The organism is Photobacterium sanguinicancri (assembly GCF_024346675.1).
GTDB classification, from domain to species: Bacteria; Pseudomonadota; Gammaproteobacteria; order Enterobacterales; family Vibrionaceae; genus Photobacterium; species Photobacterium sanguinicancri.
Window position 1 is genome coordinate 100,356 of sequence record NZ_AP024851.1, and the last position, 12,161, is coordinate 112,516.

The 12,161-nt window shown below is 45.7% G+C and carries 7 protein-coding genes; 6 read left to right on the plus strand and 1 reads right to left on the minus strand.

Annotated elements, in window-relative coordinates:
• Positions 1-7 precede the first annotated feature (7 nt).
• From ygfM to OCU87_RS17465, 5 genes are all read left to right on the plus strand, one after another.
• Positions 8-802: a molybdopterin-dependent oxidoreductase FAD-binding subunit gene (gene ygfM, locus OCU87_RS17445; RefSeq protein WP_261858940.1), complete on the plus strand. Its 795-nt coding sequence runs from the start codon at positions 8-10 to the stop codon at positions 800-802.
• A 2-nt stretch (positions 803-804) separates the two neighbouring features.
• Positions 805-3,675 carry a molybdopterin-dependent oxidoreductase Mo/Fe-S-binding subunit gene (locus OCU87_RS17450; protein ID WP_261858941.1) on the plus strand — a complete coding sequence of 957 codons (2,871 nt, stop codon included), beginning with the start codon at positions 805-807 and terminating at the stop codon, positions 3,673-3,675.
• A gap of 136 nt (positions 3,676-3,811) precedes the next feature.
• Entirely contained in the window at positions 3,812-5,218 is a 1,407-nt protein-coding gene (locus OCU87_RS17455) for a nucleobase:cation symporter-2 family protein (protein ID WP_062691502.1), read from the plus strand.
• Positions 5,219-5,305: 87 nt separating this feature from the next.
• A complete protein-coding gene (gene guaD, locus OCU87_RS17460) occupies positions 5,306-6,622 on the plus strand; it encodes a guanine deaminase (protein ID WP_062691500.1) in 1,317 nt (438 codons plus the stop codon).
• 306 nt (positions 6,623-6,928) lie between these two features.
• A complete protein-coding gene (locus OCU87_RS17465) occupies positions 6,929-8,311 on the plus strand; it encodes an NCS2 family permease (protein WP_261858942.1) in 1,383 nt (460 codons plus the stop codon).
• 257 nt (positions 8,312-8,568) lie between these two features.
• On the opposite strand, the gene OCU87_RS17470 is transcribed toward OCU87_RS17465, so the two are convergent.
• Positions 8,569-10,326 carry a sigma 54-interacting transcriptional regulator gene (locus OCU87_RS17470; RefSeq protein WP_062691494.1) on the minus strand — a complete coding sequence of 586 codons (1,758 nt, stop codon included), beginning with the start codon at positions 10,324-10,326 and terminating at the stop codon, positions 8,569-8,571.
• 476 nt (positions 10,327-10,802) lie between these two features.
• Here OCU87_RS17470 and ygeW point away from each other — a divergent pair, with 476 nt between their 5' ends.
• Positions 10,803-11,990 carry a knotted carbamoyltransferase YgeW gene (ygeW, locus tag OCU87_RS17475; RefSeq protein ID WP_062691492.1) on the plus strand — a complete coding sequence of 396 codons (1,188 nt, stop codon included), beginning with the start codon at positions 10,803-10,805 and terminating at the stop codon, positions 11,988-11,990.
• Positions 11,991-12,161 lie beyond the last annotated feature (171 nt).

Sequence of the window (12,161 nt, forward strand, 5' to 3'; positions counted from 1 at the left end):
AATTAATATGATTGAACAATATCTAACGCCTGACACCCCTGCTCAGGCACTTGAATTTAAGCAATTGCATGGCAATGACGCCATTTGGTTTGCTGGGGGATCTAAAATCAATGCAGCACCCACTAAAACTGATAAAACGATAGCTATCTCTTTGGGGAGACTGAATTTATCCCAGATCGAGCAGCAAGGCGATAGCTTACATATTGGTGCGATGTGCCATATCCAGCAGTTGATAGACCATGAACTTGTCCCTGTGGCCTTAAAGCAATCTGCTGCGTTTATCTATTCCCGTCATATTCGTAATCAGGCCACCTTGGGTGGTGAGATTGCCGCACGACAGCCAGAGGCGTTATTGATACCCAGCCTACTGGCGCTGAAAGCAACACTGAAACTGGCTAACGGGCAGGAGATGGATGTTGAAGATTACATCAACAACGATGAGCGAGCGCTTATCGCGACTGTCATTATCCCAGATAGCAGCCTGACTTGTATTGGTTACAACATTGCCCGCTCTGCGGCGGGGCTAGCGATTGTGACTGCAGCAGTATCGATTGATAAACAAGGTAATAAGGTCATCGCGCTTGATGGCGTTTCGCCGTTGTATCAAGGTGCGGCTCGTCCCGTTCGTCTCCGTGATGTAGAAGCGCAAGATCTAAAAGGTGAGCTGCTAGAGCAAGCTGTTGCCGATGCTATTTACCCAGAAGCCGATATTCGCGGCGGTGTGGAATACAAGCGATATATCGCAGGTGTTGTGATCACGGATTTGATGGCTGAATGTCAGCACATGGTAGAGGAGGCATAATCATGACGATTCAATTTACCTTAAATGGCCGTCCTCAATCTTTGGAATGCCGTATTGGCGAAAATGTACAGACATTGCTGCATTCTATGGGTTACCACTCGGTTCGAAATAGCGATGATGGTTGGGGTTATGCGGGGTCAGATGTGATCCTGCTTAATGGCGAATTAATTAACGCCTCTTTGCTGATTGCAGCTCAACTTGAAGGTGCTGAAGTGAAAACAGCGGAAGCCCTTGGCGAGTGGAATCAGTTAAGTTTAGTTCAGCGGACGATGATCGATGTGGGCGTGGTGCAATCGGGTTATAACGACCCTGCATTAGCGCTGATATTGACCGATCTGCTTGAACGAATTCCGCAGCCAACGCGCGATGAAATTGATGATGCGCTATCTGGGTTGTTTAGCCGAGATGCAGGTTATCAGCAGTTTTATGAAGTGGTTGAATTGGCAGTGAAACGCCTTGACGATCCTGCTTACACTCAACATTTTGCACCAGAATTTCGTGATGACTTAGCAGTGGTTGGTAAGAACTGTCCGAAGATTGACTCGGCGAAGATGGTGCAGGCCAAACCTTGTTATGTTGAAGATCGCATTCCAGCTAACGCTTGTGTTATTAAGATGCTGAGAAGTCCGCACGCTCATGCTTGGATCAAGCACCTAGATGTGTCTAAAGCCGAAGCACTAACGGGTGTGGTATCTGTGATAACGCACAAAAATTGCCCAGATATTCCTTATACACCCGGTGGCCAGAGTGCACCTGAGCCGTCACCGCTCGATCGCCGTATGTTTGGCCAAAAACTGCGCCATGTGGGTGACCGTGTTGCTGCTGTTGTCGCTGAATCAGTGGAAATAGCAGAGCAGGCATTGACACTGATCGACGTCGAATATGATGTGCTTAAGCCTGTCATGAGTATTGATGAGGCGATGGCCGCTAATGCCCCTATCATTCACAACGAGCCTATCGAATATGGCGTAGGTGCGCCTGATGATTTAGAAGAGCAGAACCGTAACGCCGATCCGCGTGAAGGTAAGTTAATCGTGAATTTCCCGATTGGTTGCTTCCCGCGCAAAAATATTGCCGCCAGTGTTCGCGGCCATATCGGTGATCTCAATAAAGGCTTTGCTGAAGCGGATATGATTATCGAACGTACTTACGAGTCGAAGCAGGTTCAACAACTGCCAGTTGAAACCCATATTTGTTACAGCTATATGGATGGTGATCGTATTGTGATGCACGATTCGACTCAGGTTCCTTGGCACGTGCGCCGTCAGGTAGCAAAAATTCTTGATGTGAAGCAGAACAAAGTACACATCGTTAAAGAACGTGTCGGTGGTGGATACGGCTCGAAACAAGATATTTTGTTGGAAGATGTGTGTGCATGGGCAACTTGGACCACTGGTCGTCCGGTGTATTTCCACCACACCCGTGAAGAAGAATTTATCTGTAACTCAACCCGCCACGTTGCCAAAGTGGTGGTGAAACTCGGTGCGAAGAAAGACGGAACACTCACGGCGATTGATATGGATTTCCGTGCCAACACTGGCCCTTATGGAAACCACGCGTTGACCGTGCCATCAAATGGTCCCGCCTTGTCTCTACCTTTGTACCCTTGTGACAATGTGGACTTCAGGGTAACAACGTATTACTCCAATATTTGCCCGACAGGGGCTTATCAGGGTTACGGTGCGCCGAAAGGCAACTATGCACTGACGATGGCGATGGCCGAAATGGCGAAAGAGCTGGGTATTGACCATCTTGATATGGTTGAGAAGAACCGTGTGGTTGAAGGCCAAGAGCTGAAAATCCTAGCAGCTATCGGTGAAGGTAAAATGCCTGCCAGTGCCCCTAAAGTTCACAGCTGCGCCCTTGGGCCTATTTTGCGCGAAGGTCGTAAGTTGATTGAGTGGGACAGCCCGAAACAGGATGACGGCGAATGGAAAGTGGGCCGTGGTGTGGCGATTATCCAGCAAAAATCCGGCATTCCAGATATCGATCAAGCTAACTGCCAAATCAAAATGGCATCGGATGGTACCTTCATTGTTCACTCTGGTGCCGCTGATATAGGGACGGGCCTTGATACAGTGATCAGCAAACTGACCGCTGAAGTGCTTTGCTGCCCGATGGATGAAATTACGATTCACTCTGGTGATACCGATCATGCTCCGTTTGATAAAGGGGCTTACGCCTCATCTGGAACATGTTTCTCAGGTAATGCGGCCAAGCGAGCTGCTGAAGCGATGCGTGAGAAAATCCTTAAGTGCGGCGCTGAAATGTTGGGTGAACCCGTTGAAGATGTCGCTATTGTGGCGCCAGGCTTGGTGAAAGGTAAGCAGGGAGAAGTGAACTACTTCGATATTGCCCACAAAGCGGAAAGCGGAACAGGGTGGGGGCAATTACTGGCTTCAGGTTGTTTCACCACCCCAGAATTTGCCTTCCCTTATGGCGCAAACTTCGCTGAGGTGGCAGTCAATACGCGTACGGGTGAAATCCGTCTTGATAAGTTCCATGCCTTGCTCGACTGTGGTACGCCCGTTAACCCTGATTTAGCGTTGGGACAGATTTACGGTGCCAGTATGCGAGCCATTGGTCACAGCTTATATGAAGAGCTGATTTATGATGAGCATGGTGTACCTGTAACGCGAGATTTGAAGAGCTATGGCGCGCCGATGATTGGCGATATCCCTCGCGATTTCAAAGCGGTGTTAGTACCAAGTGACGATCCGGTTGGCCCTTACGGTGCGAAATCGATTTCTGAAATTGGTGTTAACGGTGCCGCTCCAGCGATTGCCAGTGCAATTCATGATGCATGTGGCGTCTGGATTCGAGATTGGCACTTTACACCTGAGAAGGTTCTACACGGTCTGAATAAGCTTTAATCAATGCGAAGGCGGTCATTTCCAGTGGATGGGAATGGCCGTTTTTTTGTCAGGGTATCGACGGGTAAGCAGGGATAGGCTCTGGTTGATCACGTTGTAAAGGCCCTAGTGTTTCACTGGTACGGATGGAACTGAAATGAAACTGCTTTATAACGTGGAAGATAGACCTCCAATGGGGGCGGCGATCCTTCTTGCCCTTCAGCATATGCTTGCTGCTATGGGGGCTATTATTGCCGTCCCTCTGGTGGTCGGTAGTGCGATTGGCTTACCGACAGATCAAATGGTGATTTTGGTCAATGCGGCTCTGATGGTATCGGGTGTGGTGACTATTATCCAGTGCAAGGGGGTTGGCCCTGTTGGGATCCGACTTCCGGTGGTGATGGGGACCAGCTTTACCTTTGTGGCTATATCAATTTCTATTGGACTGGACTCTGGTATTTCCGGAATATTCGGAGCATCACTGGTTGGTTCGTTAGTGATGATCATTGGTAGCCGTTTCATGCCGCAAATTAGGAAGCTCTTTCCGCCTGTGGTGTCTGGTACCGTGGTGGTCTTGATTGGTCTGACAATTTTGCCTGTGTCTGTCGACTGGTTTGCGGGTGGTTTTGTCGGGCAGGAACATTACGGTCAAATCGATAACTTGATGTTGGGTTTACTGGTGTTGGTTGTGGTGATTGTACTGTCGCAACTTGGTAAAGGACTGGTCTCTGCTGCTGCAATCGTGATCGGAATGATGGTGGGTTACATTGTCGCGATTTTCATGGGAGTGGTGGACTTTACGCCAGTAAAAGAAGCCAAGTTCTTCTCTTTGCCGGAACTATTACCTTTCGGACTCAGTTTTACCGTCAGTGGCGTTATCGGGATGTCTATTGCCTACCTAGTTACCATCATGGAATCGACAGGTGACTTTTTGGCCTTGAGCGATGCAACCCATACCAAGTTGACTGGGAAGAAACTATCAAAAGGGATCTTATGTGATGGTATCGGTAGCGCCCTTGCATCGGTATTTGGTGCAACTCCCTTTTCATCATTCAGCCAGAATGTCGGTATTGTTTCGATTACCGGTGTTGCTAGTCGCCATGTGGTTGCTGTTACTGGTGTGATCATGCTGATTGCAGGTATGTTCCCGAAACTGGGCGGTATTGTAGTCACAATTCCTTCTCCGGTGCTGGGTGGCGCAGGACTTGTGATGTTCGCCATGATCATCTCCGCGGGTATTGGCATCCTGTCACGAATTAACTTTACCAAACGCAATATGCTAATCATCGCTGTCGGGGTTGCCTCGGGCATGGCGGTAACGGTTCGCCCAGAAATCTTAACGTATATGCCAGATTCCGTCCGCGTCATCCTAGGTTCTGGTATTACGACGGGCTCTCTAGTGGCTCTTGGCCTTAATATCGCTCTAGGTATTAACCGTGCTGATGAATTCGAAAGCGCGAACGAAAAACGCGAAGCGTTGAAAGATCAGATTAAAGAATGTGAAAAATGTGAAAAAGCATTGGCTGAGGAAGAAGCCGTGCAGTCACGTGAACAGCAAGTTTAAGTTTTAGACAGAACGAATTTAATAAAAATGAGAGCTGGAAAAAACGGTGCCCTACCACTGACCAGCACAGAAAGATAAGAGGTAATTATGGAATATACCCAATCTATTAAAGCAATTAGAGCGTCTATCATGGATATCGCTAGAGTTGTCGACAAACCGGAAGACGTAGAGCAGAACGTCCGCTTTATTGAAGATGGTTTGATGTTAGTCGACAACGGGCGTATCGAGTGGGTTGGCGAATGGTCTGAAGGTAAAGATAAAATCCCATCGACTGTTCGTATTCGAAGCTACCCTGGCAAGATTGTCATGCCAGGTTTTGTCGATACCCATATCCACTATCCTCAAGCCGAAATGGTTGGCGCCTATGGCGAACAGCTATTGGAATGGCTGAATAACTACACCTTCCCGACGGAAGCTCGCTATAAAGATAAAGACTACTCGCGAGAAATGTCGACCTTCTTTATCAAACAGCTATTACGAAACGGAACGACAACCGCCTTGGTGTTTGGCACGGTTCACCCTGAATCGGTTGATGCACTGTTTGAAGAGGCTGAAAAGATCAATATGCGGATGATCGCCGGAAAGGTGATGATGGACCGCAATGCGCCTGAATATTTGTTGGATACGCCAGAGATAGGTTACAACCAAACCAAAGAATTAATAGAGCGTTGGCATAAACGTGGCCGTTTGCTTTATGCCATTACACCACGTTTCGCTCCAACGTCATCACCAGAGCAGTTAGCTATTGCTGGTCGACTCAAAGAGGAATATCCAGACACCTATGTACACACGCATTTGTGTGAGAATCAAAATGAGATTGCTTGGGTGAAGGAACTTTTTCCTGAGCAAGACGGTTATCTGGATGTTTATCACCATCATGGTCTTACTGGTTCAAAGAGTGTCTTTGCGCATTGTGTCCACCTCGAAGATGAAGAGTGGGATTGTTTGCACAAAACAGATTCAGCTGTTGCCTTCTGCCCAACATCGAACTTGTACCTTGGTAGCGGTTTGTTCAAGTTACAGGAAGCTTGGAAACGTAAGGTAAAAGTCGGAATGGGGACCGATATAGGTGCGGGGACAACTTTTAATATGCTGCAAACGCTGAACGAAGCTTACAAGATTATGCAGTTGCAACAGCATCGACTTTCGGCGTTCGAAGCATTTTATTTAGCCACTCTAGGGGGAGCCAAATCACTCTCTTTGGATCACTTAATTGGTAACTTCGAGGTGGGTAAAGAGGCTGATTTCGTCATTATCGATCCTTGTTCTACACCATTACAGCAGCTTCGCTACGACAGCTCGCGTAACTTGTCTGATAAATTGTTCATGTTGATGACGTTAGGCGACGACCGAAGCATCTATCGAACCTATGTCGATGGTCGATTAGTGTACGAGAGAGGTTAAATTTCACGCAAACGGTTTCGGTGAAAAATGATTTTTTGACAATGCAGGGTGAGTGAAGCGTATAATCGCCGCCAATTTACCTTGCTCAGCCTCGGTTATTTGCTCTAGGGATATTCCTTATGGGGATTGATGGGTTCTGTTAACTGGGGTTGTGTCGATAAAAGACAGCAACATTTATAGCGTTACGGACAAGTCACAGCCCCAAGAAAGCAATCGATTGCAACGGGGCGGGTTGAGAGGAAGCTCAACGTTTATCGAGGTGTTCAGGCAGCGAGCCGGACACTCAATTTTACAAGGAATTACATCATGTCTGAGAATAGTTCGATTCATCATGAATCCACAGTTGTAGAAGAAGACACATCTCGTAAAGGCGGGTTGGATGGATATTTTAAAATTTCCCAACGCGGTAGTAGCGTAAAACAAGAAGTGGTCGCCGGTTTGACGACATTTCTGGCAATGGTGTATTCGGTCATTGTAGTGCCGAGTATGCTGGGTGCAGCTGGATTTAACCAAGGGGCGGTGTTTATTGCTACTTGTCTAGTTGCTGCGTTTGGTTCACTGCTAATGGGGCTTTGGGCAAACTTGCCGATGGCTATTGGTTGTGCGATCTCCCTTACCGCGTTCACCGCATTTAGTTTGGTGTTAGGGCAGGGGATCAGTATTCCGGTTGCGCTAGGTGCCGTATTCTTAATGGGGGTCGTGTTCACAGCTATTACCGTCACGGGTGTGCGCCAATGGATACTGACTAACTTGCCTTCAGGAATCGCGCACGGAACGGGTATCGGTATTGGTTTGTTTTTGCTACTGATTGCGGCTAATGGTGTCGGTTTGGTGGTGCAAAACCCTCATGCAGGCCTACCTGTTGCATTGGGTGAGTTCACTTCGTTACCTGTCTTGATGTCGATTATTGGATTAGCCGCAATTTTCGGTCTTGAGAAGCGTCAAGTTCCCGGTGGTATTCTGCTGGTGATTGTTGCTATTTCTATCTTTGGCCTGATATTCGATCCTAATGTGACTTACCAAGGCCTGTTTGCGATGCCATCGTTTGGTGGGGAAGGTGAGTCGTTATTGGGTACCATGGATATTATGGGGGCATTGAATCCCGTTGTGATCCCAAGTGTGTTGGCATTGGTGATGACGGCTATTTTTGATGCAACTGGTACTATCCGTGCCGTTGCTGGTCAGGCGAAACTATTGGATAAAGACGGTCAAATCATTGATGGTGGTAAAGCACTAACTTCAGATTCCGTTAGTAGTATTTTTGCTGGCTTTGTTGGTGGAGCACCTGCGGCTGTGTATATCGAATCAGCAGCAGGTACTGCTGCTGGTGGTAAAACTGGCCTGACTGCAACGGTTGTTGGTGGCCTGTTTGTATTACTACTGTTCTTGTCGCCACTGAGTTATTTGGTACCAGCTTACGCTACGGCGCCAGCTTTGATGTACGTTGGTCTGCTTATGATGAGCAACGTAAGCAAGTTGGATATGGCTGACTCAGTCGATGCGCTATCTGGCCTTATGTGCGCAGTATTTATTGTACTAACAGGTAATATCGTTACTGGTATTATGCTTGGCTTTGGTTCTTTGGTGATTGGTCGAGTAGTTTCTGGTGAGGCGAAACGCTTGAATGTCGGAACCGTCATCATTGCCATTGTGTTGGTCGCCTTCTACGCAGGAGGTTGGGCAATTTAGTTTTGACTATGCTCCCTTTAGTTGCTGCCATAGTAAAAGTAGGCAGCAACTGAAGGAGCTTATAAAAGCTGATGAGATCTACCCCCAGCTTTTATATCGTGATCTAATCCAAGGCCCCCCCTTGGTGAACAGTAATCTTACCTGATACCTTACTCATTGTTGGTATTCATAGTGAGTGGCTATGGTAAGTAACTATGCTAAGTGACTATGCTAAGTGACTTATGGTGACTGGCTATGGTGTGTCACCAGCCATTGAATCAAGAGGTTCTATGGTTATTGAGCTCGTATTTTTTGATTTTACGATACAAGGTTGCAATACCTATCCCTAGCTCTTCGGCTACCATTTTGCGGTTACCAAGACGATATATCGCTTCCTCAATACGGTTCCTTTCCATATCTTCTAAGCTCATCGAGTAATCATCGTTATAGGCTTCCTCTGGGCATGCAGCTTCTGGTGCTTGCTCAAAATGTGGAGGAAGCAAGTCAATGTCGATTTGGTCCCCTTCAGGTACGATGTTGACAAGATATTCAATTAAATTGCTGAGCTCGCGTACATTCCCCGGCCAATGATAGGCATTAAGACGGCGCATGGCTTCAGCACTTATCCCTGGGTAGACCACACCGATTTTTTGGGTGTGATACTCAAGAAAGTAGTTAGTCAGCAATGCTATATCCCCTTCTCGTTCCCTTAGAGGTGGCAGTTGAAAAGGGATCACGTTAAGGCGGTAATACAAATCTTCTCTGAATTTATTGGTCGCAATCATTTCTTGGAAATTATGATTGGTCGCTGAAATAATCCTGATATCCACCGGGACAGCATCATTGGAACCAATCGGCATAACTTTACGTTCTTCCAGTACACGTAGCAGTTTCGCTTGCAGCGTCATTGGCATGTCGCCAATTTCATCAAGAAAGAGGGTTCCTTTGTTAGCGGCTTGGATCAAGCCGTTTTTGCCCTTATTAGAGGCGCCAGTAAACGCTCCTTTGACATAACCAAACAACTCACTTTCCAACAAGGGTTCGGGAATAGCGGCACAGTTGATGGCAATAAATGGTGATTGGCTTCGATCACTGAGGTTATGTACTGCGTTTGCAATAACCTCTTTACCAGTGCCGCTTTCACCATTAATCAGTACGCTTGAAGGGCTGCTAGCAACACGGGTGATCATCTTTTTGAGTTGGCGCATCTTGGTCGATTCACCAATGACAGTACTGAGAAGCGAGCTATGATCTTGAATCATCAAGTCGCTATTGGTTTGATGATAAGCCATCAAAAATAATTGCTGACCTTGTGTATTATAAAATTGACCAACTATTAATTTCTGCCATTCTCCTTGTGAAATAATATGTTGTTGGTGGCTTTTTATTTCATTATTGTGAAGTGACAATGATTGAATTTTAATTTCAAGGTTATATAACTCATCTTGGGTTATATTCAAATTCTTAAGTGCTGGCTGGTTGCCGTATTTTACTCGGTTGTTTTCATCAAGCACTAATACGCCTTGGTCCATGTTTTCAATAAGATGAGTAAACACCTCATCAAGACCTTTATTTTTACTATTCTTTTCGACAACTTTGGATACAACTATTTGCGCTATGTGTTTAACGTAGTCTGAGAAAAGTTGGACATTGTCCTTGATTCTTTCTCGTGAATCTTCAGTGAATGCGACGAGGCTGATCACCCCTAAACATCGATCTTCGATCATGATTGGCACACCAAGGAAGGCCATTTCACGACAAGAGCTTTTGTTTTTACACCCCTCACATAACGGGTCTGTTCTAGATTTGACTACAACTTTTTCTTCATTTGTCTCAATGATATACCTGAAAATTCTTGAGCTTGTGTTTAGTTTTTTGCCAAAAAATTTACTATAGGGACCAGTACCTGCAATTCGAACCAAATCGGCATCGACAACTTCGGCGTCAATTTTTAACACCGCCGACAACATTTGGGTGAACCGAAGGATTGTTGGTTGCAACTGCATTAATTCTGAAGGAGAGGTAGTGTTCTGCATATTGTTTTAACTATTCCTTTAATGACAAAATTAGCATAAATGAAAACAAAACAGACTGTTTGGATATTTGTCCGATTTTTCTAATTGAAAAGGCCAAAATGGAATGCTTTTGTTACCAAGATCATCTTTAAATATCAAAATGATATTCCATCACTCTTATCACTATCATTTTGGCGTAAAGGGCTGATACATCTTTGATAGTTTTTATGCAATTTAACTTTCCTTTTTTATATCAGAGCACTTAATACCTCTTACGGCCCAGTATCTATGGGGAGGGGAAGGTTATTTATAAATAATCTTAGTGGACGTTAATATTGGCACAATTGTTGATTGTTACTTAGTCAAGTTCTGAATTATCTACATTTAATAACCGTATTTTATTATTGAATATTCTAGGGTCACTATCTATTAAGCGACAGCCCTGTGATGAGAAGTATTGTCAGGGACGCATAACAATTAAAACCGGGAAGGAAAATATGAAGAGCATCAATGAACTAATCAAGGAAATTAATGAGCTAAAATCTGAATTACACGACAAAGACTTTTTATTGACGTGGGAGCAAACACCGGAAGAGCTTGAGCGTGTTCTGAAAACAGCCCAAGCACTAAAAGCTATGCGTCAGGAAAATATTTCAACTAACGTGTTTAACAATGGTCTTGGCATCTCTCTCTTCCGCGATAACTCAACACGTACCCGTTTCTCATATGCATCAGCGATCAACATGCTAGGGCTTGCTCAACAGGATTTGGATGAAGGTAAATCTCAAATCGCCCATGGTGAAACTGTTCGTGAAACTGCCAATATGATTTCTTTCTGTGCTGATGCTATCGGCATTCGTGATGATATGTACTTAGGGGCTGGGAATGCCTACATGCGTGAGGTTGGTGCTGCATTAGATGATGGCGTCAAAGAAGGTGTGTTACCTCATCGTCCTGCACTCGTTAACCTACAGTGTGATATCGACCACCCAACCCAGTCTATGGCTGATTTGGCATGGTTGGAAGAACACTTCGGTAGCTTAGAAGAGTTGAGAGGCAAGAAAATAGCGATGACATGGGCTTATTCACCTAGCTACGGTAAACCATTATCTGTACCTCAGGGAATTATCGGTCTGATGACCCGCTTTGGGATGGACGTGACGCTAGCGCACCCTGAAGGTTATGACCTTATTCCTGAAGTGGTTGAAGAAGCACGCAAGAATGCAGAAGCATCTGGCGGTAGTTTCACTCAAGTTGCCAGCATGGAAGAAGCATTCAAAGATGCTGACATCGTGTATCCAAAATCTTGGGCGCCTTACCAAGTGATGGGGCGTCGTACTGAGTTGTTACGCGCTAACGATCATGATGGCTTGAAAGCACTGGAACAAGAATGTTTGGCGCAGAATGCCAACCATAAAGATTGGCACTGTACTGAAGAAATGATGAAGCTAACCAAAGCGGGTGAAGCATTGTACATGCACTGTTTACCTGCAGATATTACAGGCGTGTCTTGTGAAGCAGGCGAAGTGGCGGAGTCGGTATTTGAGAAGTACCGTATTGAAACTTATAAAGAAGCCAGCTGGAAGCCATATGTGATTGCGGCAATGATCATGAACCGTAAATACCAAGAGCCTGGACTCATCCTACAAGAACTACTGGATGATGCGAAGAAGCGTGTTAAATAACGCAGTCGCATAACGAACCTTTACCTGTCTAACGATACTTTTCAGGTGTTCGCTGGGCAGGGAAACACCTAATCAAACTATTTGTTTTATGTAAGTCTACTCGCGGGGGGAACCCCATAGGTTATTGAATATAGCTTATTGAATCTAGGTTCTTGAATCTAGGCTATTGAA

Bases quoted from the DNA above. Each gene is read 5' to 3' on its own strand.
- ygfM (WP_261858940.1), top strand. From the start codon at position 8: ATGATTGAACAATATCTAACGCCTGACACCCCTGCTCAGGCACTTGAA.
- OCU87_RS17450 (WP_261858941.1), top strand. From the start codon at position 805: ATGACGATTCAATTTACCTTAAATGGCCGTCCTCAATCTTTGGAATGC.
- OCU87_RS17455 (WP_062691502.1), top strand. From the start codon at position 3,812: ATGAAACTGCTTTATAACGTGGAAGATAGACCTCCAATGGGGGCGGCG.
- guaD (WP_062691500.1), top strand. From the start codon at position 5,306: ATGGAATATACCCAATCTATTAAAGCAATTAGAGCGTCTATCATGGAT.
- OCU87_RS17465 (WP_261858942.1), top strand. From the start codon at position 6,929: ATGTCTGAGAATAGTTCGATTCATCATGAATCCACAGTTGTAGAAGAA.
- OCU87_RS17470 (WP_062691494.1), bottom strand. From the start codon at position 10,326: ATGCAGAACACTACCTCTCCTTCAGAATTAATGCAGTTGCAACCAACA.
- ygeW (WP_062691492.1), top strand. From the start codon at position 10,803: ATGAAGAGCATCAATGAACTAATCAAGGAAATTAATGAGCTAAAATCT.